Genomic DNA, 25,867 nt, shown 5'->3' with positions numbered 1-25,867 from the left:
ATTTTAAACATTGCGGGGTGGGGGGGGCGGCCGTCGGTGCGGCGGACCCCGCGGGGCTCGCGGCCGCGGAGGTGCCGTACGGCCCCGCGCACGCGGCCGACGTGCGCCTGCTGGCGGGGCTGGAGGGCGGGCAGGCGGACGGCCTCGCGGTCGACGTGCAGGACGCATGGCTCGTGCCGGACGACGGCACGCGGGGCGGCACCACCGACGTGGCGGTCACCGCGGCGATGTCCACGGCGGCCGGACCCGCGTCCGCGCCACGGACGGTCGTGCTCGGCCTGCGGTGGACCGACGACGGCTGGCGCGTGTGGGACGTGGTCGAGAGATGACCTCAGCCGTGCGCCACCCACCGCGCGGCGGTGTCCAGGTCGCGGTGCGTGGGCACGAAGCCGCTGGAGTCGAGCACGGCGGGGATCGCGCGGATGGATCCCAGCACCTCGGACGAGAAGTCGCCGAGCAGCGTGCGCAGCGCGAAGGCCGGCACGGGGACCACGGCGGGCCGGTGCATCGCGCGCGCCAGCGCGGCGACCACCTCGGCGTTGCGAGCCGGTGCGGTCACGAGGTTGACCGGGCCGTGCACGGGGGCGGTGAGCAGGTGCTCGATGGCGCGCACCTCGTCCAGCAGCGTGATCCAGGGCCAGAACTGCCGGCCGGAGCCCAGCCGCCCGCCCACGCCCGCCCGCAGGATCGGCAGGAGCCGGCCGAGGGCCCCGCCGCCCCGACCCAGCACGATGCCCGTGCGCAGGTGGGTCACGCGCACGCCCGCGTCGGCCGCCGGCTCGGTGGCGGCCTCCCACTGCCGGACCACGTGCGCGAAGAACGTGGTCCCGATCGGCTCGTCCTCGTCCAGCACGTCGTCGCCGCGGGAGCCGTACGCGCCGATGCCCGAGGCCTGCAGCAGCACCTGCGGGCCCTCGTCGCCCAGCTCGACCAGCGTCCGGGCCAGCAGGCCCGTGGTGCTCAGCCGTGACGACAGCACCTCGCGCTTGCGGGCGGTCGTCAGCGGCCGCGAGCCCGGGTTGACCCCGGCCAGGTTGATCACCGCGTCGACGCCGGCGAGCACGGCCGGGTCCAGCCGCCCCGCGGCGGGGTCCCAGGCGATCTCGGCGGGGCCGCCGGCGGCGCCGCGCACGAGCACCCGGACGTCGTTCCCGCCGGCCCGCAGGTGGGGGACCAGCGTGCTCCCGATGAATCCGTGCGACCCCGCGACGACCAGCTGCATGGCGCTCACCCTACGGTCGGGCCGACGGGTCGACATGTCGACGGCCCGGCACCCCTGGTGGGGGCCGGGCCGTCGGTCGTCAGGTGGTGCCGTGCGTCAGCTGCCGACCTCGGACTCGAACGCGCCTTCCTCGATGCGGTTCTTCACCGCCATGAGGTAGCGCGACGCGTCGGCGCCGTCGACCAGCCGGTGGTCGTACGACAGCGACAGGTAGCACATCGACCGGATCGCGATGACCTCGGCCCCGTCCGCGTCCTGGATGACCACGGGGCGCTTCACGATCGCGCCGGTGCCCAGGATCGCCGACGTGCCGCCGGGGACGATCGGGGTGTCGATGATCGCGCCGCCCGACCCGGTGTTGGTCACCGTGAACGTGGCGCCGCTGAGCTCGTCCGGCGTGACCTTGTTCTGGCGGGTGCGGCCCGCCAGGTCCACGATCTTGCGCGAGATGCCGGCGAGGTTGAGGTCGCCCGCGTCGCGGATCACCGGGACGAGCAGACCCTTCTCGGTGTCGACCGCGATGCCGACGTTCTCCTGCGCGTGGTACGTGATCTGGTTGCCCTCGAGCACCCCGTTGATCTTCGGGAACGCCTTGAGCGCCTCGACCGCCGCCAGGACGAAGAACGGCAGGAACGTGAGGTTGACGCCCTCGCGTGCCTTGAAGTCCTCCTTGGCCTTGGCCCGGAGCCGGGCGACCTTGGTCACGTCGACCTCGACCACCGTGGTGAGCTGCGCCTGCGAGTGCAGGGCGTCGACCATGCGCTCGGCGATGATCTGGCGCAGCCGGCTGGCCTTCTCGGTCGTGCCGCGCAGCGGCGAGACGGCCGGGACGGACGCCGGAGCCTTGGGCGCCGCGGCGGCCGGAGCAGCCGCGGGTGCGGCCTTCGCGGCCTCGGCGGCGGCCTTCTCGGCCTCGGCCTTGGCGGCGGCCTCGAGGACGTCCTCCTTGCGGATCCGACCGCCCACGCCCGTGCCGACGAGCGCGGCGACGTCGACGCCCTTCTCGGCCGCGAGCTTGCGGACGAGCGGGGTGAGGTACGTGCCGGCCACCGACCCTGCGGCCGCCGGAACCGCTGCCGGGGCAGGGGCCGCGGCGGGTGCGGGCGCCGGGGTGGCGGGCACCGGAGCGGGCGTCGGCGTGGCCGGGACCGGGGCGGGCGCGGCCGCGGCGGGCTCCGGCTCGGGCGCCTTCTCGGGCTCGGGCGCGGGCTCGGTTGCCTTCTCCACCGGGGCTGCGGCCGCCGGGGCGGCGGCTGCCGGCGCGGACCCGGAGCCGATGACGGCCAGGACGGCGCCGACCTCGACGGTCTCGTCCTCCTGCACCAGGATCTGCTGCAGGGTGCCGGCGAACGGCGACGGGATCTCGGTGTCGACCTTGTCGGTGGAGATCTCGAGCAGCGGCTCGTCCACCGCGACCTCGTCGCCCACGGCCTTGAGCCAGCGGGTGACGGTGCCCTCGGTGACGGACTCGCCCAGCGCGGGCAGCGTGACGTTCTCGCCCGTGCCGCCGTCCGACGCGGGCGCCTGCGCGGCGGCCGGCTCCTCGTGCGACTCGACTGGCTGCTCGGCCGGAGCGGCCTCGGCCGCGGGCTCCTCGGCGGGAGCGGGCTCCGGCTCGGGCTCGGCCGCGGGCTGCTCGGCCGCTGCAGGGGTCTCCTCCGGCGCGGACGAGCCCTGGCCGGACCCGATGACGGCGAGCGTGGCGCCCACCTCGACGGTCTCGTCCTCCTGGACCAGGATCTGCTCGAGCACGCCGGCGAACGGCGACGGGATCTCGGTGTCGACCTTGTCGGTCGAGATCTCGAGCAGCGGCTCGTCGACCTCCACCGTGTCGCCCACGTTCTTCAGCCAGCGGGTGACGGTCCCCTCGGTGACGGACTCACCGAGTGCGGGCAGCTGCACGTTGTCGGACATGACCGCTCGTGTCTCCTTCGATTCGTGAGGTCAGTTGTGGGCGTGCAGCGGCTTGCCGGCGAGCGCGAGGTGCGCCTCCCCGAGGGCCTCGTTCTGCGTGGGGTGGGCGTGCACGAGGGACGCGACGTCCTCGGGGTAGGCCTCCCAGTTCACGATGAGCTGCCCCTCGCCGATGAGCTCGCCGACGCGCGCACCGATCATGTGGATGCCGATCACGGGTCCGTCCTTCTGGCGCACGAGCTTGACGAAGCCCTGCGTGCCGAGGATCTGGCTCTTGCCGTTGCCGCCCAGGTTGTACTCGAGCGTCTCGACGGCGTCGGCCCCGTGGACCTCCTTGGCGCGCGCCTCCGTGAGGCCCACCGAGGCGACCTCGGGGTCGGAGTACGTCACGCGCGGGATGCCGGACTCGACGATGGTCGCGGGGTTGAGCCCGGCGATCTCCTCGGCCACGAAGATGCCCTGCGCGAACCCGCGGTGCGCGAGCTGCAGGCCGGGGACGATGTCGCCGACCGCGTAGATGTTGCCGACACCGGTGTGCAGGCGCTCGTCGGTGATGACGAACCCGCGGTCCAGCGTGATGCCCTGCTCCTCGTAGCCCACGCGCGAGGTGCGCGGCCCGCGGCCGACGGCCACGAGCAGGAGGTCGGCGTCGAACGACTTGCCGTCCTCGAGCGTGACGTGCACGCCGTTGTCGTCCTGGGTCACGCCGCCGAAGCGGACGCCCAGGTTGAAGTTGATGCCGCGCTTGCGGAACTGGCGCTCGAACGCCTTGGAGAGCGCCTCGTCCTCGTTCGCGACGAGGTGGGGGAGCGCCTCGATGATCGTGACGTCCGCGCCGAAGGACTTCCAGACGCTGGCGAACTCGGAGCCGATGACGCCGCCGCCGAGGACGATGACCGACTTGGGCACCCAGTCGAGCTGCAGGGCCTGGTCGGACGTGATGACCCGCCCGCCGATCTCGAGGCCGGGCAGCGAGCGCGCGTACGAGCCCGTGCCGAGCACGATGTACTCGCCGGTGATCCGCTCGCCGTTGACCTCGACCGTGTCCTTGGCGACGAGCTTGCCGTAGCCCTCGAAGACGGTGATCTTGCGGGACTTGATCAGCCCCTGCAGGCCCTTGTACAGGCGGCCGATGACGGTGGCCTTGTACTCGTTGACGCCGTTCATGTCGATGTGGTCGAGCGTGGTGTGCACGCCGAAGTGCGCGCCGTCGCGGGCGTGGTCCGCCAGCTCGGCCGCATGGAGCAGCGCCTTGGTGGGCACGCAGCCCACGTGCAGGCAGGTGCCGCCCACCTTGTCCGCCTCCACGAGGGCGACGGACTTGCCCAGCTGTGCGGCGCGCAGCGCGGCGGCGTAGCCGCCACTGCCTCCGCCCAGGACGACGATGTCGAAAGCGGTGCCGTTCGTGTCGGCCACGTGCAGACTCCTCATACGCAGACTTGGTGGTCTCGAGCTCGCCGACCATCCTGTCATCCCCGCAGGCCTGGAACGACCCGGACGACGCGCGCGACCATGTGATGAGCAGAACAGTCGTCCCATGACTGCTGTTCCGTCTCGCTCGTCACACCCCGCGGACCGACAGGCTCGCAGGTTACTCTCGTGCGCCATGGGCCTGTTCTCGCGCCGCAAGCCGGCCGCCACCGACGCGCCGACGGACCGCGACGCGCGCGAGGCGACGGTCGCGCACCTGCGTGACTTCGTCGCCACGCGTGTCGGTGTCGAGGCCTACGTCGAGCCCAAGACGAACGTGACGCCGACGACGATGATGCTCGTCGCCACGGACGGGGAGTGGACCCGCCGCCGGGTGCCGGACCCGAAGACGGCCGGCGACCTGGCCCGCCAGCTGGGCATCCCGGTCTACGACGTGCAGCGGACCGGCTACCCGCAGCGCGTCCGGGACTGGAACTCCCGGCAGCGCCTGGCGCGCAAGCGCGCGAACGGCTAGGCGGCGGGCGCGCGGCCCTCGATCAGGGCCAGCAGCGTCCGCACCCCGACGCCCGTGCCGCCCACGGGCGTGTACCCGTGCGCGGTCCGCTCGTTGTAGGCGGGTCCGGCGACGTCGAGGTGGGCCCACGGCGTCTCGCCGACGAACTCCTGCAGGAAGATCCCCGCGGTGAGCATGCCGCCGAACCGGTCGCCGATGTTCGCCAGGTCGGCCACCTTGGACTTGAGGCCGGCGCGCAGGTCCGCGGGCAGCGGCATCGGCCAGAACAGCTCGCCGCTGGTCTCGGCCGCGGCCACCACCTCGGCGCGCACGTCGTCGGTGCCCATCACGGCGGAGACGCGGTGCCCGAGCGCGACCAGCTGCGCGCCGGTCAGCGTCGCGATGTCGATGACGACGTCGGGCTTCTCCTCGATCGCGGCGACGAGCCCGTCGGCCATGACCAGACGCCCCTCGGCGTCGGTGTTGAGCACCTCGACGGTCTTGCCGCCGCGGATCGTCAGCACGTCGGACGGGCGCTGCGCGGAGCCGGACGGCATGTTCTCGGCCAGGCAGAGCCAGCCGGTGACGGCCACGGGCAGCTCGAGGCGGGCGGCGGCGACGACCGTGTGCAGCACCGCGGCGGCACCCGCCATGTCGGACTTCATGGCCTCCATGCCGGCGGCGGGCTTGATCGAGATGCCGCCCGAGTCGAAGGTGATGCCCTTGCCCACCAGCGCGACCTTGGCCTTGGGGCGCGAGGGGGAGTACGCGACCTTGACCAGGCGGGGGCCGCGGACCGACCCCTGGCCCACGCCGACGAGCCCGCCGTAGCCGCCGGCCACCAGGGCCTTGTCGTCGAGCACGGTCACCTTGAGGCCCTTGGCGCCCGAGTCCTTGACGGCCGCCTTGGCCGCCTCGGCGAACGCGGCCGGGTACAGGTCGTTGGGCGCGGCGTTCACGAGGTCGCGAGTGCCGTGCACCGCGGCGGCGACCACTTCGGCGCGCGCGACCGCGCCGATGGCCGCGTGGTCGCGGGGATGGGCCGTGACGATCTGGATCGCGGCGACGGGCGCCTGCGCGGCGGCCTCGGAGGCGCGGTAGCGGGTGTAGGAGTAGGCGCCGAAGAGCGCGCCCTCCGCGACGGCGGACACCGACGCGACGTCGTCCGTCGGGAACGCGATGCCCACCTTCGCGGTGCCGGCGAGCTCGCGGGTCGCGGCGCCCGCGGCGCGGCGGAGCACCTCGGGGGTGACCTTGTCGGCCGCGCCGACGCCGGTGAGCACGAGCACCTTCGCCGCCAGGCCCGTGCCGGGCAGCCGGCGGACCTCGTCGGCGGCGCCCGTGATCCCGAGGACGGCCGCGTCGGTCAGCTGGGTGCGCAGCTCCTTGGGCAGGCGGTCGGCGCCCAGGACCACGGCCGCACCGTCCTGCTGGGCGACCGCGACGACCAGGGCGTCGACGGCGAGGCGGGCAGGGTCGTGGGAGGTCAGCGAGACGGTCACGGCTCGATGATAGATGCGGACGGTGGACGGGCCGCCCGGTCCCCGCCGGTACGGTGGGGCACCGTGATCGTCCCCCTCGCGCTGCTCGTCGGCGTCCTGTGCCTCGCGCTCGGCGGCTGGGCGCTCTGGTTCGTCGTGCGGGACCGCGCGGTGATCCTGCGGCAGCTGTGGGGCGGGGCGGTGATCGAGGCCGTCCTCGTGGTGCAGGCGGCCGTCGCCGGCGTGCTGGCGGCAACCGGGTCGCCCGACGTCGACGGCGTCCTGCTCTGGGGCTACGTCCTGACCCAGGCGCTCATCCTGCCGATCGCCGCCGCGTGGGCGTTCGCCGAGCGGACGCGCTGGAGCTCGGTCGTCCTGCTCGTCGCCGCGCTGACCGTGGCCTTCCTCGAATTCCGACTGCTCCAGATCTGGGGGACCGTGTGACCGACCGACCGGCAGGCCAGCGATCGACCGCGAGCGGCCCGGGCCGCCTGCTGGTCGCGGTGTACGGCATCCTCGCCCTGGCCGCGACGGCCCGCGGCATCTACCAGGTGACCACCAAGCTCGACGAGGCGCCCGTCGCGTACCTGCTCTCGCTCGCCGCGGGGCTGGTGTACGTGGTCGCCACCGTCGCGCTGGCCACCGACCGGCGCCGGCTCGCCTGGTGGGCGGTGTCGGTCGAGATGGTCGGCGTCCTGGCGGTCGGCACGCTCTCGCTGGTGGACGTCGGCGAGTTCCCCGACGAGACGGTGTGGTCGGGGTTCGGCCAGGGATACGGGTACGTGCCGCTGGTGCTCCCGTTCCTCGGGCTGCTCTGGCTCTGGCGCACGGGCCGGGCTTCCGCCGACGACCTAGGGTGAGAAGCGTGTACCGCCTGCTCTTCGACCTCGTCTTCCGCCGCATGGACCCCGAGCGCGCGCACGACGTGGCGTTCCGGCTCATCCGGGTCGTCGCCCACGTCCCCGTGCTGCGCGGCGTCGTCGCTCGCATCTTCGGCGCGTCGGACGCGGGTGCCGTCGAGGTGTGGGGGCGGCGCTTCCCGTCCCGGTTCGGGCTCGCGGCCGGGTTCGACAAGAACGCCGTCGGCGTGGCCGGCCTGACGATGCTCGGGTTCGGCTTCGTCGAGGTGGGCACCGTGACCGCACACGCCCAGCCGGGCAACGAGCCGCCGCGGCTCTGGCGCGTGCTCGACCAGCGCGCGCTGCGCAACCGGATGGGCTTCAACAACGAGGGGTCCGCGGCCGTCGCGGCGCGCTTGCGCAGGCTGCGGGCGACGCCGGCCGGGCGGCGGCTGGTGGTCGGCGTGAACATCGGCAAGACGAAGGCCACCCCCGCCGAGCACGCGGCCGTCGACTACGCCACCAGCGCGGGCCGGCTCGCGCCCTACGCCGACTACCTCGTGGTGAACGTGTCGTCCCCGAACACCCCGGGCCTGCGGGACCTGCAGTCGGTCGAGGCGCTGCGCCCGATCCTCGAGGCGACCCGCGTGGCGGCCGACGAGGCCACCGCGGCCGCCGGGCTGCCCGCCGTCCCGCTGCTGGTCAAGATCGCGCCGGACCTGTCCGACGACGACGTCGACGCCGTGGCCGAGCTGGCCGCCGAGGTGGGGCTGGACGGGATCGTCGCCGTGAACACGACCATCCGGCACGACCTGGGCCCGGGCGGGCTCTCGGGTCCGCCCGTGCTCGCCCGCGGGCTCGACGTGGTCGCGCGCCTGCGGAGCCACCTCGGTCCCGACGCCGTCATCATCGGCGTCGGCGGCATCACCACGCCGGCCGACGCCCGCGAGTACGTCGCGGTCGGGGCGACGCTGGTGCAGGGCTACACCGGCCTGATCTACGAGGGCCCGGCCTACGCGTCGCGGATCGCGCGTGCGCTCGCGGCCGACCAGGCCCGGCGGGGCTCCGCGCGCCGGACGGTGGTCGCGTGATGGTGCTCCGGCCGCAGTGGGAGTGGCGGTTCGACGGTGCCGACGGCGCCGTGCTCGACCGCCCGGTGAGCCCCGTGTTCACCACGCAGTACGACGCCGAGCAGTGGCTGGGGGAGCACTGGCGCACGCTGGCCGCGCAGGGCGTCCAGGCGGCGGCCCTGCTGCACGAGGGCGTCCAGGCGACGGCGACCCTGACGCTCCCGCTGATCTGACCGCTCAGACCATCGCGTGGACCCGGGCCGGTCCGGCCGTCGGCTCCGTGACGCCCAGGCCCGCCCACGCGCCGGCCAGCCCCGCGACCGCGCGCCGCAGGTCGTCCTCCGCGGCGCTGAACGGCAGGCGCAGGTTGCGCTCGAAGCTGCCGTCCACCCCGAACGCGGTGCCGGGGACCACCCGGACACCGTGCCGCGTCGAGATCGCCGCCAGGGCGCTCGACACGGGCGCGCCCAGGTCCGCCCAGAGCGACAGGCCGCCGTCGGGGACCTCGAACCGCCACGACGACAGCTGGTCCAGCAGGAGCCCGACCAGCAGGTCGCGCCGCGTTCGCAGCGCCGCCCGGCGGCGCGCCAGCAGCTCGTCCGAGTGGGCGAGCAGCTCGGCGACCACCAGCTGCTCGAGCACGGCCGTGCCGATGTCGACGTGGGCCCGGGTAGTGGCCAGGCGGTTCACCAGGTCGGGGTGGGCGCGCACCCAGCCGATGCGCAGGCCGCCCCAGTAGCTCTTCGACGCGGACCCGATCGAGACCACGTACGCCGCGGCGGTGCCGTCGCCCGCGAAGGAGCCCGGGGCCGGTCCGTCCATCGTCAGCTCGGCGAGCACCTCGTCGCCCACGATCGCCGTGCGGTACCGGCGGGCCAGCGCGCGCACCCGGGCGGCGTCCTCGTCGCTCAGGCTGGTGCCGGTCGGGTTCCGGTGGGCGGGGATGAGGTAGACCAGGCGCGGCGCCACCTGCCGGAGCGTCGACTCCAGCAGGTCGATGTCGAGCCCGAGCTCGCCGGACGGCACCGGCACCGGCCGGGCACCCGCGGAGCGGACCACGTCGATCGCGTGCGGGTAGGTGGGGTGCTCGACGACGACCCGGTCGCCGGGGCCGGCGTGCGCGGTCACCAGCAGGTGGATGGCCTGCTGTGCGCCCGTGGTGACCAGCACCTGGTCCGGCGTCGTCGGCGTGCCGCGCCGCGTGTACCACTGCGCGATCGCCTCGCGCAGGACGGGAAGGCCGAGCGGCGCGTAGCCCGTGCCCGCGAGGTGGCGGGGGAGCGCGTCGAGCGCGGCCAGGTAGGCGCCGTGCAGCGAGGACGGGGCCGACGGGGCCGCCATCGCGAGGTCGACGATGCCGGCGTCCTCGCCCACCGACTCCGCCATCGACGACCGGGCCCCGGGACCGGCCGGGAGCGTGGTGACGGTGCCCGAGCCGCGGCGGCTGACCAGGTAGCCCTCGTCGCGCAGCAGCCCGTAGGTCGCCGTGGTCGTCGTGCGGGAGACGCCGGTGGCGTCCGCGAGCTCGCGCTCGCTGGGCAGCCGGGTACTGAGCGGGACGGTGCCGGACAGGATCGCCGCGCGCAGCGCGTCGGCCAGGGCGACGTAGGCGGGACCGGGTCGCTGCCAGGCGCCGAGCACGGTGTCGAGGCGGTAGCCGCTGATCCGGCGATCGGCGGGGAGCTCAGTCATGAGGCCACTATGCCAGAAGTGGCTATTCCAAGCGATGCCACTTGCGAACCAGGATCGTCCACCATGAGCACGTGGATATCAGTACTGATCGCGGTCGTGGTTCTGGGGAGCCTCGTCGTCGCCCTCGCCCGCCTGGTGCGTCGGGACGGGCTGGGGCACCGGCCGCCGCCGGCGTCGCACCACGACTGGTCCGAGACGCTCGCGTGAGGGGCCGTGCGTATGCTCGCGCGGTGCCGTCGTGGAGGAGGTCCGACGCCCGACCGGTGCGCCGGGGCGGGCAGCTGCTCGTCGGGCTCGTCCTCTACGCCGCCTCGATCGCGATGCTGGTGGACGCCGGGCTCGGCAGCATGCCGTGGGACGTGCTGACCCAAGGCATCGTCCGCCGCACGGACCTCTCGTTCGGCACGGTCACGCTGCTGGTCGGCCTGGCGGTGCTCGCCTGCTGGATCCCGCTGCGCCAGCGGCCGGGGGTGGGCACGGTCGCGAACGTGGTCGTCATCAGCGTGCTGGTGGACCCGTTCCTCGCCGTGCTCGACGGCCTGCCCGACTCCCTGGGCGCCCGCATCGCGCTGGCCGCCGGGGGCATCGTGCTCAACGGCGTCGCCACCGGCCTGTACGTCGGGGCTCGGCTGGGGCCGGGTCCGCGCGACGGGCTCATGACGGGCCTGGTGCGCCGGACCGGGCGGTCCGTGCGGCTCGTCCGCACCACCATCGAGGTGGCCGTGGTCTCCGTCGGCTGGGCGCTGGGCGGGACTGTCGGGTTCGCGACCCTGGCCTACGCGCTGCTCATCGGCCCGCTGGTGCACGTGTTCCTGCCGCGGTTCACCGTGCCCGTGGTGGACCGGGAACCCGAGCCGGTCGCGGTCTGACGCAGGTCCGGCCCCGAGGAGGGTCGGGGCCGGACCTGGTCGTCAGCGTCCCGGCGGTGCGTTCTTCGCGGTCTCGGCCGGGTCGGACACGACGGAGTCGCCCAGGATCGTGTCGATCCGCGCGAGCAGCTCCGCCGGGATGGTCACGCCCGAGGCCTTGACGTTCTCCGTGACCTGCTCGGGCCGGGAGGCGCCGATGATGGCCGCGGCGACGTTCTCGTTCTGGAGCACCCACGCCACGGCCAGCTGGGCGAGCGACAGGCCGAGCTCGTCGGCCACCGGCGTGAGGTCCTGCACACGCTGCAGCACGTCGGGCCGCTCGAGGAAGCGGCCGATCATCCGCGCGCCGCCCTTGTCGTCCGTGGCGCGGGACCCCTCGGGCGGCGCCTGACCCGGCTTGTACTTGCCGGTGAGCACGCCCTGCGCGACCGGGGACCAGACGATCTGCGAGACGCCGAGCTCGGCGGACGTGGGGACCACCTCGCCCTCGATGACGCGCCAGAGCGCGGAGTACTGCGGCTGGTTCGAGATGAGCTGGAAGCCGAGGTCCTTGGCCAGCGCGTGCCCGGCGCGGATCTGGTCGGCGGTCCACTCGGACACGCCGATGTAGAGCGCCTTGCCCGCGCGGACGACGTCGGCGAACGCCTGCATCGTCTCCTCGAGCGGCGTCGACTCGTCGTAGCGGTGCGCCTGGTACAGGTCGACGTAGTCGGTCTGCAGGCGCTCCAGGGAGCCGTCGATGGACTCCATGATGTGCTTGCGGGACAGGCCCGAGTCGTTGGCGCCGCCGGGGCCGGTGGGCCAGTAGACCTTGGTGAAGATCTCGAGCGACTGGCGCCGCTCGCCCTTCAGGGCCTCGCCCAGCACGGTCTCGGCCTTGGTGTTGGCGTAGACGTCGGCGGTGTCGAAGCTGGTGATGCCCGCGTCGAGCGCGGCGCGCACGCAGGCCTTCGCGGTGTCGTTCTCCACCTGCGAGCCGTGCGTGAGCCAGTTGCCGTAGGTGATCTCGGTGATCTTCAGGCCGGAGCGGCCCAGGTAGCGGTAGGAAACCATGCCCGCCACCCTAAGGCCGGGTCAGGACGGGTGCTGACCGTGCTTGACCTGCGGCTTCGGCAGGCGCGCCGGCCGGATCTGGAACGCCCGCAGCACCGCGTACATGGCCACGCCGCGCGGGATGTGCTCGGCGCCGAACTTGGCGACGATCCGCTTCTTCACGCCGCGCCACATGATCCACGCGTCGATGGCCGCCGCGATGATGTAGATGTACAGCGCCAGGATGGCGAACACGGCGATCGCGGTCTTGGCCAGCGCGAACTGCGCCACGAGGAACACCGCCGCCATCGGCAGGAAGAACTCGCCGAGGTTCCAGCGGGCGTCGACGGCGTCCCGGATGTAGCGCCGGACGGGGCCGCGGTCCTTGGCGGGCATGTTGCGCTCGTCGCCGGTCTGCATGGCCCGGTACTCGAGGTCGCGCTGCGCCTTGGCCTGCTCGCGGGTGGCCCGCTTGGTGGTCGGCGCGACCAGCGGGCGCTTGTTCGCGGCCTCGGCGACCTTGCGCTTCGGCGTCGGACGCCCCTTGCCCGGATCCGTGGGCGACGGCGTGCTGCTCTCCGTCAGAGCGGGAGAGACGGGCTGGGGGTCGTTGCTGCGTCCGAACACCCCGCCAGGGTAGTCGAGTAGCGTGCTTGTCCGTGACCGACGCCTCCTCGCACCAGACCATCCTCCCCGGCGACCGCACCGACGCCCTGCGCTCCCGGACCGCCGCCGCGTTCGGTGCCCTGCGCGCCGACCTCGAAGCCCTCGTCCGCATCCCGAGCGTGTCGAACGCCGAGTTCGACCAGGCGCACGTGGCCGCGAGCGCCGACGCCGTCGTGGCGCTGCTGCGGGGTGCGGGTCTCGACGACGTCCAGGTGCTCTCCGTGCCCGGCGGAGCGCCGGCCGTGGTGGGCCGCCGGCCGGCGCCCGAGGGTGCGCCGACCGTCCTGCTGTACGCCCACCACGACGTGCAGCCGCCGGGCGACGACGCCGACTGGGACAGCCCGCCGTTCGAGCCCACCGAGCGCGGCGGACGCCTGTACGGCCGCGGTGCGGCGGACGACAAGGCGGGCGTCGTCGCGCACGTGGGCGCGCTGCGCGTGCTCGGCGACGAGCTCGGCGTGGGGGTCACGGTCTTCGTCGAGGGCGAGGAGGAGATCGGCTCGCCGACGTTCACCGCGTTCCTGCACGAGTACCGCGAGCTGCTCGCGGCGGACGTCATCGTCGTCGCCGACTCGTCGAACTGGGCCGTCGGCGTGCCGGGCCTGACCACGTCGCTGCGCGGGCTGGTCGACTGCGTGGTGGAGGTCGCGGTCCTCGAGCACGCGGTGCACTCGGGCATGTACGGCGGGGCGATCCTCGACGCGCCGACCCTCCTGGCCCGCCTGATCACGACGCTGCACGACGACGAGGGGAACGTCGCGGTCGAGGGCCTGGTGCGCGCCGCCGACCCGACAGTGGACTACGACGAGGCGACGTTCCGCGCGGACGCCAGCGTGCTCGACGGCGTCCGGCTCGCGGGCACGGGCCCGATCACCGCGCGGCTCTGGACCCGCCCGGCGATCGGCGTGATCGGCTTCGACGCCCCCCGGGTGGCCAGCGCGTCGAACACCATCACGCCGCGCGCCTCCGCCAAGCTGTCCGTCCGGCTCGCCCCGGGCCAGGACCCCGCGGCGGCGATGGCCGCGCTGCGCGCCCACCTGGTCGAGCACGCCCCGTTCGGCGCCCGCGTCACGGTGACCGACGGCGAGCAGGGCAAGCCGTTCCAGGCCCCGCTGGACTCCCCGGCGATGCAGGCGGCGCGGTGGGCGTTCGCGCAGTCGTGGGGCACCGACCCCGTGGACATCGGCGTCGGCGGGTCGATCCCGTTCATCGCCGACCTGCTCGAGGTCTACCCGGACGCGTCCATCCTGGTCACCGGCGTCGAGGACCCGGACGGTCGCGCGCACGGCGCGAACGAGTCGGTGCACCTGGGCGAGCTGGAGAAGGTCGTGCTGGCGGAGGCCCTGCTGCTGGAGCGGCTCGCGGCCCGCTGACCGTCACGGCAGGAGCGCCTCGAGCTCCGGGAGCCGGCCGTACAGGTCGGGGAGGCCGCGCAGCCCGTCGCGCACGATCTCGTGCGAGAGCGCGAGGTCGGGGCCGCTGCTCGGCTCGACCCCGCGGAGGCAGCGCAGGACGTTTCGCCGTGTGTGCTCGAACCAGCCGCCGATCGTGAACACGAACCAGCCCAGACCCGGCGGCGGCAGCGACCCACCCCCGGCGACGTAGCCGTCGAGGACCGACCGGAAGATCGCGGGCTCCACGTGCTCGAGGCCTGGACCCTTCGCGAGGCTCAAGGCGGTCGACCCGAGCTCGGCGGCCAGGTCGAGCATGCCGGCGAGCTCCCAGTCGAGCACCACCGGACGACCCCCTCGGGCGAGCAGGTTCCACGGGTGGATGTCGCGGTGGGTCAGCACGACAGGGCCCGGCCGCTCGCACGTGTCGACGAGACGCGCGATCGCGAGGAACGTCTCGATGCTGGACGCGAGCTCGGCGGCCCACGGCTGCCCGGTCGCGGCCGCTCGCCGGGCGAGCTCGGGCCAGTCCCGTGACGCCGGGCGCTCGTCGGGCACGTGGGTCCACGCGACGTCCAGCGCGTGGAGGCGCGCCAGGATCTCGCCGATCTCGCACCCGTACGCCGGCGACACCGGCGCCTCGGGCACCCTCTCGCCGTCGACCCAGCGGTGGACGAGCGTGTGCTGGTCGGCCGAGACCGGTTCGGGCATCGGGATGCCGGCGGCGAAGGCCGCCCGCTCCAGCCGGAAGACGTCGTCGACGTCGCTCGTCGGGCGGCCGTCGGCGCGGGCCAGCTCCTTCACCGCGAACGACCCCTGGTCGGTGTCGAGCCGGTACGTCCGGTGGGCGAACCCGCCGGAGACGCGGATCATCGGCCCGGTCGGCACACCGAGGTGCGAGAGGTCCACCCGAGGGACTCTAGGGACGCCTCGCTCGTCGACGAACGCGATTACCGCGCGGCGACGTCGACCGCGCGTGCCCAGGCGGCGACGTCGTCGGGCAGCGGCGGGCTGTCGACGCCCGGTCCGCCGAGCAGGGCGACGACGTCGGGCGCCGGGACGCGGTCGCCACTCCTGGAGAGGAAGCGGCCGGCGACGATCCCGCGGGCGATGTGCTCCCCGTTCCGCGAGAACGTCTGCTCCAGGTAGACCACCCGCGCGTCCCACCCGAGCACCCGCGTCGAGATCTCGAACCGCTGACCGAGGGTGAGCGAGCGCCGGTACGTCACGGTCGACGCGGCGACCACCGGGTACCAGCCGCGCTCGCGCAGGTGACCGAACGCGCCGAGGTCCGCCAGGAAGTTGGCCCGACCGACGTCCATGAGGGCCAGGTACACGCCGTTGTTCACGTGCCGGTAGAAGTCCAGGTCACCGAGCCGGACCCGCAGGCGCGTCACCGACGGGTCGAGCAGCCCGCGCCCGGGGACGGCGGCTCGCGGGCGGGCGCTGGCCAGTGCCAGCTGGATCATCCGGGTCACGGCGCGATGTTACTCGGCAGTAGGTTCCGCGACGACGGTCACGAAGTGCTCGACGACGGGGAACGGCTCGTAGAAGCGGTGCAGGAGCTCCCGCCAGCGCGCGTACTGCGGTGACCCGCGGAACCCGACCTCGTGCGCCTCGACCGAGTCCCAGCCGACGAGGAGCAGGTACGTCCCCGGGCGCTCGATCCCGCGCGAGACGTGGATGCCGCGGAAGCCGGGGATGCCGGCCACCAGCGGGGTGGCCTCGGCGAGCGCCCGCTCGAACGCGCCCTCGTCGCCGGCGCGGACCGGCAGCAGGGCGTGCTCGACCACGGGTGCGCCGAGCGGTCCCGTCATACCGGGGGCTCGGGGTCGTACTGGATGCCGCGGCGGACCGCCTTCGCGGCCTCGACGGACTCCAGGCGGGCCACCAGGTGCAGGGCCATGTCGATCCCCGCGGACACGCCCGCGGAGGTGACCACGTCGCCGTCGTCGACGAACCGCGCCTCGGTGTCGGCCAGGATGCTCGGGTCCAGCGTCGCGAGCTCGTCGAACGCGCTCCAGTAGGTGGTCGCCGGCCGGCCGGACAGCAGACCGGCGGCGGCGTAGACCAGGGCGCCGGTGCACACGCTGGTCATCAGCGGGGTCGACGCGCGCATCGTCCGGACCCACTCGAGGTGCTCCGAGTCGCGCAGCAGCGGCCGTGTGCCCGAGCCGCCGGGGTAGACGAGCACGTGCACGGGCCCCAGCTCGGCCGCGCTGAGGTCGGGGACCAGCCGCAGGCCCTTGGCGCAGCGCACCCCGAAGCCGTCGACCGAGAACGTCACGACCTCGGGACGCAGGTCCGAGGTGCGGGCCCAGTAGGAGAGCACCTCGTAGGGGCCGACGACGTCCAGCTCCTCGGCGTCGTCGAAGACGAAGATGCCCACCCGCAGGTGGTGCCCGGTCGACATGCTCAGTACCCCGGCAGGGCCAGCATCTGGTCGAGCGCCACCCGGGCCCAGTGGGCGTCGTCGGCGTCCACCACGATCCGGTTCACCGGCCGCCCCGCCACCAGCGACTCCATCGCCCAGACCAGGTGCGGCAGGTCGATCCGGTTCATGGTCGAGCAGAAGCAGACCGTGGAGTCGAGGTAGTGGATGTTCTTGTCCGGGTGGGCGGCGGCGAGCCGACGCACCAGGTTGAGCTCGGTGCCGACGGCCCACGAGCTCCCCGGCGCCGCGGCGTCCAGCGCCTTGACGATGTACTCGGTGGAGCCCACCAGGTCGGCCGCGAGGACCACCTCGTGCTGGCACTCGGGGTGCACGATGACGGTCACGTCGGGGACAGCCGCGCGCATGTCCGTGACGTTGCGGACCGAGAAGCGCCCGTGCACCGAGCAGTGCCCGCGCCACAGGATCATCCGCGCGTCGCGCAGCTGCTGCGTGGTCAGCCCGCCGCCCGGCTTGCGGGGGTCGAACACCACGCAGTCGTCGAGCGAGAGGCCGAGCTGCTGGACGGCCGTGTTCCGTCCGAGGTGCTGGTCGGGCATGAAGAGCACCTTGCCGGTGCCGCCCACGCCGCCGACCTTGTCGAACGCCCAGCGCAGCGCGACGTGCGCGTTGGAGGACGTGCAGATGGTGCCGCCGTGCCGGCCGGTGAACGCCTTGATCGACGCCGCCGAGTTCATGTAGGTGACCGGCACCGTCGAGTCGGCGATCCCCGCGTCGACCAGCACGTCCCACGCGTCCTCGACCTGGTCGATCGCCGCCATGTCCGCCATGGAGCAGCCCGCGGCGAGGTCCGGGAGGATCACCTGCTGGTGGTCGGACGTGAGGATGTCGGCCGACTCGGCCATGAAGTGCACGCCGCAGAAGAGGATGAACTCGGCCTCGGGCCGGGCCGCCGCCTCGCGCGCGAGCTTGAACGAGTCGCCCGTGACGTCGGCGAACTCGATGACCTCGTCGCGCTGGTAGTGGTGGCCCAGGACGAAGGCGCGCGAGCCCAGGGCGGCACGGGCCGCGCGGGCGCGCTCGACCAGGTCCGGGTCGCTCGGTGCGGGCAGGCCGCCGACGCACTCGACACCGCGCTCGGAGGCCAGGTCGACACCGCGTCCCAGCAGCAGGAGGGCCGACGGAGCCGGCTCGGAGAAGGTGCTCACGCTCACGCCGCGATCCTCGCACACGAGGGCGTGCACGCTCGCGGTCGACCGCCGTGCCACGATGCACGGCGTGCGCGTGCTCATCGCCCCGGACAGCTTCGGCTCGAGCCTCACGGCCGACGAGGCTGCGCAGGCCATCGCCGGGGCGTGGCGTGCGACCGCGCCCCACGACGAGGTCACCGTGTGCCCGCTCTCGGACGGCGGACCGGGCTTCGTCGCCACCCTGCACTCCTCGCTGGGCGGTGAGCTGCTGCCCGTCACCGTGACGTCGCCGGTGGGGGAGCCGGTCCCGGCGGTGATGCTCCTCGTCGGGACGACCGCCTACCTCGAGTCGGCGCAGGCCGTCGGGCTGCCGCTGGTCCCGGCCCTGCAGCGCGATCCCACGCGGACGTCCAGCCGCGGCGTCGGTGAGCTGCTCGCGGCCGCCCTGGACGCGGGTGCCCGGCGCGTGGTCGTCGGGCTGGGCGGCTCCGCGACCAACGACGCCGGGGCGGGGACGCTGGTCTCGCTCGCCCGCGCGCTCGGCGTCGGCGGGCTGGGCGACGTGCTCGACGCCGGCGGCGGTGCGCTCGGTGCGGTCACGGCCGACGACCTCGTCGGGCTCCGGGAGCTGCGCGACCGGCTGCGGGGGATCGAGCTGCTCGTCGCCACCGACGTCGACGTGCCCCTGCTCGGCCTGCACGGTGCGAGCGCGGGCTTCGCCCCGCAGAAGGGCGCGACGCCGGAGCAGGCGCAGGAGCTCGAGCGCGCGCTCGGTCACCTGGCGCACGCGGCGACGACGGCCCTCGGTGACGCCGTCCGTCCGGACCTCCTGGCCGGCGCGCGCGCGACGTCGGCGACGTCCCGCCTGACCGCCCTCCCGGGCGCAGGCGCGGCGGGTGGCCTCGGGTTCGTGCTCGCGCTGCTGGGCGGGCGGCTGGTGCCGGGGGCGGTCGTCGTGGCGGACGCCGTCGGCCTGGACGCGCTCATCGCCGACCACGACGTCGTCGTCACAGGCGAGGGGCGCTTCGACTGGCAGTCGTTGCACGGCAAGGTCGCCGCTGAGGTCGCGTCGCGCGCGCTGGCGCACGCCGTGCCCACCGTCGTCCTCGCGGGGGAGGTCCTGGTCGGGCGTCGCGAGCTGTCCGCGGCGGGCATCACGGCGGCCTACGCGGTGGGCGAGACCCCCGAGCAGGTGAGCGCCGCGCTGGCCGCGCCCGCCCAGACCCTCGCGGCCCGGGCCGCACGCGTGGCGAGAACCTGGTCACGTTGAGCGGGATCGGCCCGCGGGGGTCGTACCCTGGACGGGAACAACCTCGCGGCCGGTGCTGTTGCCAGGGGTTGACGCACCAGAACGGCTGTCCGCCGAGCACCCAGGAGAGACCATGAGCGAGACCACCGCGACCGAGACCGCGACCGAGACGCACGGCGTCCTCCTCACCGACTTCGCCGCCTCCAAGGTCCGCAGCCTCCTCGAGCAGGAGGGCCGCGACGACCTGCGTCTGCGCGTCGCCGTCCAGCCCGGCGGCTGCTCCGGCCTGATCTACCAGCTCTACTTCGACGAGCGGGTCCTCGACGGCGACGCCCTCAAGGACTACGACGGTGTCGAGGTCGTCGTCGACCGCATGAGCGTCCCCTACCTCGAGGGCGCGACGATCGACTTCGCCGACTCGATCGAGAAGCAGGGCTTCACGATCGACAACCCGAACGCCGGCAGCGCCTGCGCGTGCGGCGGCTCGTTCAGCTGATCTGACGTCCACAGGCCCGGTCCCCGCGAGGGGGCCGGGCCTGCGTCATGCGTGGGTCCGGACCGTCAGGGCGTGCACGCCGTCCTGCTCGGTCGCGCCGACCATCTGGTGGCCCCGCATCCGCGCCCACGCGGGTACGTCGTGCACCGCCGCGGGATCGGTGGCGAGCACGGTCAGCTCGGTGCCGGGCGGCGCGTCGGCGGCCGCCCGCGCCAGCCGGATCACCGGGGCCGGGCAGCGCAGCCCGCGCGCGTCGACGGTGGTCACAGCCCGCCCACGCCCCAGGCCTGCCGCACCCCGGCGACGATGCCGGGCAGCTCGTCCAGGAACCGGCCGACGTCCGCCGCCGAGGTGCCGCGGGGGAGCGCGAGGCGGATGTTGCCGTGCGTGAGGGCACCCATCGCGGCGAGCACGTGGCTGGGCTCCAGCGCGCTCGACGTGCAGGCCGACCCCGAGCCCACCGCGAAGCCGCGGGCGTCCAGCGCCGCGAGCAGCGCCTCGCCCTCGACGTACAGGCACGAGAAGGTCACGACGTGGGGCAGCCGGTCGGTCGGGTCGCCGACGACGTCCACGTCGGGGACCTCGGCGGCCACGCGCGTCCGGATCGTGTCGACGAGCGCGCGCCGGGCGTCGTCGTCGGCCGACCGGGTCGAGAGCGCGGCCTGGAGCGCCACGGCCGCGGCCAGGGCGGCGGGCACGCTCACGCCGCCGGGGAACCAGCGGTCCTCGTCCTCGGGCCAGTCGGGGGAGCGTCGGACGCCGGAGCGCGTCACCAGGACGCCGAGGCCGCCCGGTCCGCCCCAGTCGCCGGCGTCGGCCGCCAGGAGGTCCCACGCGTCGCCCACGTCGACGTGCCCCAGGCTCGCGCCCGCGTCGACCAGCAGCGGGACCCCGGCCGCGCGGGCGGCGGCGTGCACGGGCCCGAGGGGCTGCCGCGTGCCCACCTCGCCGTTGGCGTGCTGCAGCGCGGCGAGGGCTACGCCCGGCCGGGCGACCGCGCCCGCGAACAGGTCGGCGTCCACCCGTCCGTGCCGGTCGACCGGGATCGTCAGGCGGTTGCCCGCGAAGTCCGCCGCGTTGAGCACGGCCGCGCGCTCGACCGCGCCGACGACGACGTCCGCGCCGGCGCGCCGTCGGCCGCGCGCGACCGACCGGACGGCGCCGTGCAGGGCGGCCGTGTGCGAGGGGGCGAGGTCGACCTCCTGCGTGCGGGCGCCCACGGCCGCCCCGATGGCCTCCCGAGCCCCGTCGAGCAGCATCCGGGCCCGCCGCCCCTCGGCGTGCAGTCGCCGCGGGTCCGCCCAGCCCTGGTCGAGCGCCTCGAGGAAGGCCGAGCGGGCCTCCGGGAGCAGCGGAGCGCGGCCGCCGGCGTCGAGGACCACCCGCCCGGCAGTGGCGTGCGTCACAGGTGCGGGGGTGCCGGCGGCGGCGGGACCGCGGTCGGGCTGGCTGCTCACGGGGGCACCGTAACCCCGTGGAGCCGTGACCAGGCGCGGGACGGCCGCCCTCGCAGCACCGTGCGGCGGTCGGATCCGGTGAAGGACCTGAGATGTGATGGTGCTGACACGGTGTCGTCAAGGGGTGTCGTCAGGACGAAAGGATGTGGTCGGCGCGCTAGGCTGCACGGGTCGAGGACGAAGGTCCCGGGTGGTGTCCTGCAGCGAACGCGGGCCGTCGACGGGACGCGAGTGAGAGGTCCCCCCGTTGCATCCGGACACCCCCCGTCGCACGCGGCGACCAGCCCTGCTGCTGGCCGGTCTGCTTGCCGTCGTCGCCGTCGCCCTCAGCGGATGCTCCGCCGAGGTGCAGCGCGGCTGGCTCCCCGGCAGCTCCGAGCACGAGATCACCGACCAGACCGGTCGCATCACCAACCTCTGGGTCGGCTCGTGGATCGCGGCGCTCGTCGTCGGCCTCATCACCTGGGGCCTGATCCTGTGGTGCGTCGCGGTCTACCGGAAGCGCAAGGGTGACGACACCCTCCCCGTGCAGCTGCGGTACCACGTGCCCCTCGAGGTCATGTACGTGATCCTTCCGATCATCATGGTCGGGGTGCTCTTCTACTACACCAACCGCGACACCACCGCGGTCCAGGACACCTCCGCCGACGCCGACGTGCACGTGCAGGTCATCGGCAAGCAGTGGAGCTGGGACTTCAACTACCTCGACGACGACGCGTACGACACCGGCCAGCACGCGCAGAACGTCGGCAGCGCGGGCACCGGCGTGCTCAAGGACCAGGTCACGCTGTACCTGCCGGTCAACGAGCGGGTCGAGTTCACGCTCAACTCCCGCGACGTCATCCACTCGTTCTGGATCCCCGCGTTCCTCTACAAGATGGACATGATCCCGGGCAAGACGAACTCGTTCCAGGTGACGCCGACGCAGATCGGCGACTACCTGGGCAAGTGCGCCGAGCTCTGCGGCGAGTACCACTCGTCGATGCTGTTCAACGTCAAGGTCGTGTCGCGCGAGGACTACGACGCGCACATCGAGGAGCTCAAGGCGAAGGGTCAGGAGGGCTCGCTCGGTCTCGAGTACAGCCGCCAGCAGGACCTGGACTCCGCTCCGAAGGAAGGCGATAAGTGATGGCCGCCGTCGCGGAGCACATCCCCGGCCTGGCGCCCTCGCGCCAGACCCTCGGACGCACGGTGATCAAGTGGATCACCTCGACCGACCACAAGACGATCGGGTACCTGTACCTGATCACGTCGTTCGTCTGGTTCGCCATCGGCGGCGTGCTGGCCCTGCTCATCCGCGCCGAGCTGTTCGCGCCCGGCATGGACATCTTCCAGTCGCGTGAGCAGTACAACCAGGCGTTCACCATGCACGGCACGATCATGCTGCTGCTGTTCGCGACCCCGCTGTTCGCGGGCTTCGCCAACGTGATCATGCCGCTGCAGATCGGTGCGCCCGACGTCGCGTTCCCGCGGCTCAACATGCTCGCGTACTGGATGTTCTTCTTCGGCGGCACCATCGCCGGCGCCGGGTTCTTCACGCCGCAGGGCGCCGCGTCGTTCGGCTGGTTCGCGTACGCGCCGCTGTCGAACACCGTGTACTCGCCCGGGCTCGGCGGGGACCTCTGGGTCTTCGGCCTCGCGCTCGCCGGCTTCGGCACCATCCTCGGTGCCGTCAACTTCATCACCACGATCGTCACCATGCGCGCGCCCGGCATGACGATGTTCCGGATGCCGATCTTCACCTGGAACACCCTGGTGACGTCGCTGCTGGTGCTCATGGCGTTCCCGCCGCTGGCCTCCGCGCTCTTCGCGCTCGGCGCCGACCGCCGGCTCGGTGCGCAGGTGTTCAACCCCGAGAACGGCGGCGCCATCCTCTGGCAGCACCTGTTCTGGTTCTTCGGGCACCCCGAGGTCTACATCATCGCGCTGCCGTTCTTCGGCATCATCACGGAGATCCTGCCGGTCTTCAGCCGCAAGCCGATCTTCGGCTACAAGGGCCTGGTCTACGCGACCATCGCCATCGCCGCGCTGTCCGTGACCGTGTGGGCGCACCACATGTACGTCACCGGCTCGGTGCTGCTGCCGTTCTTCTCGTTCATGACCATGCTCATCGCGGTGCCCACCGGTGTGAAGTTCTTCAACTGGATCGGCACCATGTGGCGCGGCAAGCTCACGTTCGAGACGCCGATGCTCTGGACGATCGGCTTCCTGGTCACGTTCCTGTTCGGCGGCCTGACCGGCATCATCCTGTCCAGCCCGGCGCTCGACTTCTCGCTGTCGGACTCGTACTTCGTGGTCGCCCACTTCCACTACGTGGTGTTCGGGACCGTCGTGTTCGCCATGTTCGCGGGCTTCTACTTCTGGTGGCCCAAGATGACCGGCCGGATGCTCGACGAGCGCCTGGGCAAGCTGCACTTCTGGATGCTGTTCATCGGCTTCCACACCACGTTCCTCATCCAGCACTGGCTGGGCGTCAAGGGCATGCCGCGTCGGTACGCCGACTACTCGCCCGACGACGGCTTCACGTGGATGAACCAGCTGTCCACCATCGGCGCCGTCATCCTCGCGGCCTCGACGCTGCCGTTCCTCTGGAACGTCTACACCACGTGGCGCAACGCGCCCCTGGTCACGGTCGACGACCCGTGGGGCTACGGCGCGTCGCTCGAGTGGGCCACCAGCTGCCCGCCGCCGCGGCACAACTTCACGTCGCTGCCCCGGATCCGCTCCGAGCGTCCCGCGTTCGACCTGCACCACCCCGAGGTCGCCGCCATGGACCACGTGGAGCCCAACCCCGGCGCGCTGGACTGGGAGGCGGACCGGCGCGGCGAGGGCGAGGTCGCGACCGACCGCGTGGTGAACGGCACGGGTGAGCAGGAGCAGTCCACCGCGACGATCGTCGAGGAGCGTCCGGCCACGGGCGAGGAGGGCACGCGATGAAGCTCGAGACCAAGCTCTTCCTCTACGGGGTGCTGTTCTTCGTCCCCGTCGGCCTGATCTACGCGGCGTGGAGCCACGGCGAGCCGGTCGGCACGGTCGGCATCCCGCTGGTCGGCGGCCTGGTGGGCATGATCGGCGCCTACTTCGCGCTGCTGGCCCGGCGCATCGACGACCGCCCGGAGGACGACCCGCTGGGCGAGATCGAGCAGGGCGCCGGGGACCAGGGCGTGTTCAGCCCCTGGAGCTGGTGGCCGCTGGTGCTGGGCGTGGCCGCCGCCATCACGTTCGCCGGCCTCGCGGTCGGGTTCTGGCTCTCGTACATCGGCGTCGCGCTCGGGGTCATCGGCCTCGTCGGCTGGGTGTTCGAGTTCTCCCGCGGCCAGCACGCGCACTGATCCGACGTCTCTCGAGAAGGCCCCCGCCGATCCCGGTGGGGGCCTTCTCGCGTCGTCTGCGCTAGCGTCGGCGACATGAGGTATTCGTCCCGGTCTGTGGCCCGTTCGACCCTCCTCGCCGCGGCGGTCGCGGCCCTGCTCGTCGGGTGCGCGGGCAGCCCCGGCGGCTCCGGCTCCGCCGCCGCGCTCTCGTCGCAGGACGTCACGGGCAAGTGGTCGCAGCCCGACTCGGACCCGCTGGTCTACCTCGACCTGGTCAAGGCCGGCACCGTCTCCGGCAGCGACGGCTGCAACCAGATGAACGGCACCTGGAAGATCGACGGCGCCGACGTCGAGTTCGGCCCGTTCGCGGCCACGATGATGGCGTGCGAGGACGTCGACACCTGGCTCTCGGGGGCCGCGTCAGCGACCGTCTCCGGGAGCGAGATGACGGTCATGGACGACAAGGGCAAGGAGATCGGGACGCTGGAGAAGACCTCGTGAGGCGCGCGGTCCTTCTGGTCGCCGGCGCGACCGCGTGGGTGGCCCTCCTGGCGGGCTGCACGGCCGCGGGGATCACCGGCACCGAGCCGGGGACCGTCCGGGACGTCGCGGGCATCTGGGGGATCCAGGACACCGAGGGCGTGTCCTCGCTGGACCTGGCCGAGGACGGCACGGCCTCCGGCACCGACGGCTGCAACCGGATCGTCGGCACGTGGGAGCAGGACGGCGACCAGGTGGCGTTCAGCCCGTGGGCGATCACCCGCATGGCGTGCCAGAGCGTCGACACGTGGCTGTCCGAGTCGGTGAAGGCGACCGTGCAGGGCGGGAACCTCGTCTTCTCCGACGAGTTCGGCATCGAGATCGGGACGCTGCAGCCGAACTCCTGACGCGGCCCGGACGCGCCGAGGGCCGGCACCCAGGCAGGGTGCCGGCCCTCGGTGGTCGGTGCGTGTCAGACGGCGACGATGAGGCCCGCCGTCTGGGTGCGCGCGCGGTCGAACCGCGCGGCCGCGTCGGCCCAGTTGACGATGTTCCACCACGCCTTGACGTAGTCCGCCTTGACGTTCACGTAGTCGAGGTAGAACGCGTGCTCCCACATGTCGAGGACGACGACGGGGACCAGGCCCAGCGCGATGTTGCTCTGCTGGTCGTACAGCTGCACGATGACGAGCTTCTGCCCGATGGAGTCCCACGCGAGGATCGACCAGCCGGAGCCCTGGATGCCGATCGCGTTGGCGGCGAAGTGCTTCTGGAAGGCCTCGAACGAGCCGAAGAACTCGTCGACCGCCGCGCCCAGCTCGCCGGTCGGCTTGTCGCCACCCTCGGGGGAGAGGTTCTGCCAGAACACGGAGTGGTTGACGTGGCCGCCGAGGTTGAACGCGAGGTTCTTCTCGTGCAGGTTCACCGCGGCGAAGTCGTCGGCGGCGCGGGCGGCGGCCAGCTTCTCGAGCGCCGTGTTGGCGCCCGTCACGTAGGCGGCGTGGTGCTTGTCATGGTGCAGCTCCATGATGCGGCCCGAGATGTGCGGCTCGAGGGCCGCGTAGTCGTAGGGCAGATCCGGAAGCGAGTAGTCAGCCATGCGTGAGTACACCTCTCCTGCGTCGGTCCGGGACCGCGTGCCGCGGTCCGCTCTGTACGAAGAAACGGGCGGCTCGCCGTTACGGCGAGC

31 protein-coding genes are annotated in these 25,867 nt (G+C 73.2%); 16 read left to right on the top strand and 15 right to left on the bottom strand.

The features are described from left to right. A partial coding sequence (locus AB5970_RS08315) for a hypothetical protein (protein ID WP_370503457.1) occupies positions 1 to 329 on the top strand: 329 nt, incomplete at its 5' end. Positions 330 to 331: 2 nt separating this feature from the next. On the opposite strand, the gene AB5970_RS08310 is transcribed toward AB5970_RS08315, so the two are convergent. The 3 genes from AB5970_RS08310 to lpdA form a co-directional block, all read right to left on the bottom strand. After that, positions 332 to 1,222 carry a TIGR01777 family oxidoreductase gene (locus AB5970_RS08310; RefSeq protein WP_370503456.1) on the bottom strand — a complete coding sequence of 297 codons (891 nt, stop codon included), beginning with the start codon at positions 1,220 to 1,222 and terminating at the stop codon, positions 332 to 334. 96 nt (positions 1,223 to 1,318) lie between these two features. Then, positions 1,319 to 3,136 carry a 2-oxoglutarate dehydrogenase, E2 component, dihydrolipoamide succinyltransferase gene (gene sucB / locus AB5970_RS08305; RefSeq protein WP_370503455.1) on the bottom strand — a complete coding sequence of 606 codons (1,818 nt, stop codon included), beginning with the start codon at positions 3,134 to 3,136 and terminating at the stop codon, positions 1,319 to 1,321. Positions 3,137 to 3,166: 30 nt separating this feature from the next. Next, positions 3,167 to 4,552 carry a dihydrolipoyl dehydrogenase gene (gene lpdA / locus AB5970_RS08300; RefSeq protein ID WP_370503454.1) on the bottom strand — a complete coding sequence of 462 codons (1,386 nt, stop codon included), beginning with the start codon at positions 4,550 to 4,552 and terminating at the stop codon, positions 3,167 to 3,169. Between the two features lie 190 nt (positions 4,553 to 4,742). Between lpdA and AB5970_RS08295 the strand changes: the two genes are divergently transcribed. Next, entirely contained in the window at positions 4,743 to 5,081 is a 339-nt protein-coding gene (locus AB5970_RS08295; RefSeq protein WP_370503453.1) for an oxidoreductase, read from the top strand. On the opposite strand, the gene AB5970_RS08290 is transcribed toward AB5970_RS08295, so the two are convergent. After that, a complete protein-coding gene (locus tag AB5970_RS08290) occupies positions 5,078 to 6,562 on the bottom strand; it encodes a leucyl aminopeptidase (RefSeq protein WP_370503452.1) in 1,485 nt (494 codons plus the stop codon). The genes AB5970_RS08295 and AB5970_RS08290 overlap by 4 nt on opposite strands. 63 nt (positions 6,563 to 6,625) lie before the next feature. Here AB5970_RS08290 and AB5970_RS08285 point away from each other — a divergent pair, with 63 nt between their 5' ends. Genes AB5970_RS08285 through AB5970_RS08270 form a run of 4 tightly spaced genes read left to right on the top strand, consistent with a single transcriptional unit; the run spans position 6,626 to position 8,683 of the window. Further along, a complete protein-coding gene (locus AB5970_RS08285; RefSeq protein WP_370503451.1) occupies positions 6,626 to 6,985 on the top strand; it encodes a hypothetical protein in 360 nt (119 codons plus the stop codon). After that, on the top strand, positions 6,982 to 7,401 hold the full coding sequence (locus AB5970_RS08280; protein WP_370503450.1) for a hypothetical protein: 420 nt from the start codon (positions 6,982 to 6,984) through the stop codon (positions 7,399 to 7,401). Before AB5970_RS08285 ends, AB5970_RS08280 begins: the two co-directional genes overlap by 4 nt. 5 nt (positions 7,402 to 7,406) lie before the next feature. Next, positions 7,407 to 8,471: a quinone-dependent dihydroorotate dehydrogenase gene (locus AB5970_RS08275; RefSeq protein WP_370503449.1), complete on the top strand. Its 1,065-nt coding sequence runs from the start codon at positions 7,407 to 7,409 to the stop codon at positions 8,469 to 8,471. Next, positions 8,471 to 8,683 carry a hypothetical protein gene (locus tag AB5970_RS08270; protein WP_370503462.1) on the top strand — a complete coding sequence of 71 codons (213 nt, stop codon included), beginning with the start codon at positions 8,471 to 8,473 and terminating at the stop codon, positions 8,681 to 8,683. Before AB5970_RS08275 ends, AB5970_RS08270 begins: the two co-directional genes overlap by 1 nt. 4 nt (positions 8,684 to 8,687) lie before the next feature. Here AB5970_RS08270 and AB5970_RS08265 read toward each other — a convergent pair whose 3' ends face one another. Continuing rightward, on the bottom strand, positions 8,688 to 10,142 hold the full coding sequence (locus tag AB5970_RS08265; protein WP_370503448.1) for a PLP-dependent aminotransferase family protein: 1,455 nt from the start codon (positions 10,140 to 10,142) through the stop codon (positions 8,688 to 8,690). A 63-nt stretch (positions 10,143 to 10,205) separates the two neighbouring features. Between AB5970_RS08265 and AB5970_RS08260 the strand changes: the two genes are divergently transcribed. Beyond that, complete coding sequence (locus AB5970_RS08260; RefSeq protein ID WP_370503447.1) at positions 10,206 to 10,349, top strand: hypothetical protein; 144 nt, start codon at positions 10,206 to 10,208, stop codon at positions 10,347 to 10,349. A 23-nt stretch (positions 10,350 to 10,372) separates the two neighbouring features. Continuing rightward, a complete protein-coding gene (locus AB5970_RS08255; RefSeq protein ID WP_370503446.1) occupies positions 10,373 to 11,011 on the top strand; it encodes a YczE/YyaS/YitT family protein in 639 nt (212 codons plus the stop codon). Between the two features lie 42 nt (positions 11,012 to 11,053). On the opposite strand, the gene AB5970_RS08250 is transcribed toward AB5970_RS08255, so the two are convergent. Beyond that, positions 11,054 to 12,064, bottom strand: coding sequence for an aldo/keto reductase family protein (locus AB5970_RS08250; protein WP_370503445.1), 1,011 nt, complete (start codon positions 12,062 to 12,064; stop codon positions 11,054 to 11,056). Between the two features lie 21 nt (positions 12,065 to 12,085). Continuing rightward, a complete protein-coding gene (locus AB5970_RS08245) occupies positions 12,086 to 12,670 on the bottom strand; it encodes a DUF3043 domain-containing protein (protein WP_370503444.1) in 585 nt (194 codons plus the stop codon). A gap of 26 nt (positions 12,671 to 12,696) precedes the next feature. On the opposite strand from AB5970_RS08245, the gene AB5970_RS08240 reads away from it, so the two are divergent. Then, on the top strand, positions 12,697 to 14,082 hold the full coding sequence (locus tag AB5970_RS08240) for a dipeptidase (RefSeq protein WP_370503443.1): 1,386 nt from the start codon (positions 12,697 to 12,699) through the stop codon (positions 14,080 to 14,082). 3 nt (positions 14,083 to 14,085) lie between these two features. On the opposite strand, the gene AB5970_RS08235 is transcribed toward AB5970_RS08240, so the two are convergent. The 5 genes from AB5970_RS08235 to nadA are packed head-to-tail and all read right to left on the bottom strand — an operon-like array spanning position 14,086 to position 17,706. Next, positions 14,086 to 15,009, bottom strand: a complete 924-nt coding sequence (locus AB5970_RS08235) for a phosphotransferase family protein (protein WP_370503442.1) — start codon at positions 15,007 to 15,009, stop codon at positions 14,086 to 14,088. Positions 15,010 to 15,050: 41 nt separating this feature from the next. Beyond that, entirely contained in the window at positions 15,051 to 15,569 is a 519-nt protein-coding gene (locus AB5970_RS08230; RefSeq protein ID WP_370503461.1) for an acyl-CoA thioesterase, read from the bottom strand. An 18-nt stretch (positions 15,570 to 15,587) separates the two neighbouring features. Further along, a complete protein-coding gene (locus AB5970_RS08225) occupies positions 15,588 to 15,917 on the bottom strand; it encodes an antibiotic biosynthesis monooxygenase family protein (protein ID WP_370503441.1) in 330 nt (109 codons plus the stop codon). Continuing rightward, positions 15,914 to 16,513, bottom strand: a complete 600-nt coding sequence (locus tag AB5970_RS08220; protein ID WP_370503440.1) for a DJ-1/PfpI family protein — start codon at positions 16,511 to 16,513, stop codon at positions 15,914 to 15,916. The genes AB5970_RS08225 and AB5970_RS08220 overlap by 4 nt, the downstream gene beginning before the upstream one ends. 2 nt (positions 16,514 to 16,515) lie before the next feature. Next, positions 16,516 to 17,706: a quinolinate synthase NadA gene (gene nadA / locus AB5970_RS08215; RefSeq protein WP_370503439.1), complete on the bottom strand. Its 1,191-nt coding sequence runs from the start codon at positions 17,704 to 17,706 to the stop codon at positions 16,516 to 16,518. A gap of 55 nt (positions 17,707 to 17,761) precedes the next feature. On the opposite strand from nadA, the gene AB5970_RS08210 reads away from it, so the two are divergent. Beyond that, positions 17,762 to 18,952, top strand: coding sequence for a glycerate kinase family protein (locus AB5970_RS08210; RefSeq protein ID WP_370503460.1), 1,191 nt, complete (start codon positions 17,762 to 17,764; stop codon positions 18,950 to 18,952). Between the two features lie 112 nt (positions 18,953 to 19,064). Next, the gene (gene erpA, locus AB5970_RS08205; protein ID WP_370503438.1) at positions 19,065 to 19,427 is read left to right on the top strand and encodes an iron-sulfur cluster insertion protein ErpA; all 363 of its coding nucleotides are present in this window, start codon (positions 19,065 to 19,067) and stop codon (positions 19,425 to 19,427) included. 45 nt (positions 19,428 to 19,472) lie between these two features. On the opposite strand, the gene AB5970_RS08200 is transcribed toward erpA, so the two are convergent. Both AB5970_RS08200 and AB5970_RS08195 read right to left on the bottom strand, forming a co-directional pair. Then, the gene (locus AB5970_RS08200; RefSeq protein WP_370503437.1) at positions 19,473 to 19,694 is read right to left on the bottom strand and encodes a sulfurtransferase TusA family protein; all 222 of its coding nucleotides are present in this window, start codon (positions 19,692 to 19,694) and stop codon (positions 19,473 to 19,475) included. Then, positions 19,691 to 20,884, bottom strand: coding sequence for a cysteine desulfurase family protein (locus AB5970_RS08195; protein WP_370503436.1), 1,194 nt, complete (start codon positions 20,882 to 20,884; stop codon positions 19,691 to 19,693). The genes AB5970_RS08200 and AB5970_RS08195 overlap by 4 nt, the downstream gene beginning before the upstream one ends. Positions 20,885 to 21,131: 247 nt before the next feature. Here AB5970_RS08195 and ctaC point away from each other — a divergent pair, with 247 nt between their 5' ends. From ctaC to AB5970_RS08170, 5 genes are all read left to right on the top strand, one after another. Further along, a complete protein-coding gene (gene ctaC, locus AB5970_RS08190) occupies positions 21,132 to 22,013 on the top strand; it encodes an aa3-type cytochrome oxidase subunit II (RefSeq protein WP_370503435.1) in 882 nt (293 codons plus the stop codon). Then, the gene (ctaD, locus tag AB5970_RS08185) at positions 22,013 to 23,821 is read left to right on the top strand and encodes an aa3-type cytochrome oxidase subunit I (RefSeq protein WP_370503434.1); all 1,809 of its coding nucleotides are present in this window, start codon (positions 22,013 to 22,015) and stop codon (positions 23,819 to 23,821) included. Before ctaC ends, ctaD begins: the two co-directional genes overlap by 1 nt. Beyond that, entirely contained in the window at positions 23,818 to 24,216 is a 399-nt protein-coding gene (locus AB5970_RS08180; RefSeq protein WP_370503433.1) for a cytochrome c oxidase subunit 4, read from the top strand. The genes ctaD and AB5970_RS08180 overlap by 4 nt, the downstream gene beginning before the upstream one ends. Positions 24,217 to 24,291: 75 nt before the next feature. Further along, entirely contained in the window at positions 24,292 to 24,699 is a 408-nt protein-coding gene (locus AB5970_RS08175; protein ID WP_370503432.1) for an META domain-containing protein, read from the top strand. Next, the gene (locus tag AB5970_RS08170; protein WP_370503431.1) at positions 24,696 to 25,085 is read left to right on the top strand and encodes an META domain-containing protein; all 390 of its coding nucleotides are present in this window, start codon (positions 24,696 to 24,698) and stop codon (positions 25,083 to 25,085) included. The genes AB5970_RS08175 and AB5970_RS08170 overlap by 4 nt, the downstream gene beginning before the upstream one ends. A 65-nt stretch (positions 25,086 to 25,150) precedes the next feature. Here AB5970_RS08170 and AB5970_RS08165 read toward each other — a convergent pair whose 3' ends face one another. After that, positions 25,151 to 25,777 carry a superoxide dismutase gene (locus tag AB5970_RS08165; protein ID WP_370503430.1) on the bottom strand — a complete coding sequence of 209 codons (627 nt, stop codon included), beginning with the start codon at positions 25,775 to 25,777 and terminating at the stop codon, positions 25,151 to 25,153. Positions 25,778 to 25,867: the final 90 nt, after the last annotated feature.

The sequence above is a fragment of the Cellulomonas sp. ICMP 17802 genome (genome assembly GCF_041295535.1).
GTDB lineage: Bacteria > Actinomycetota > Actinomycetes > Actinomycetales > Cellulomonadaceae > Cellulomonas.
The sequence above is the reverse complement of the archived record's forward strand: the minus strand, read 5'-3'. Positions and strand labels throughout refer to the sequence as shown.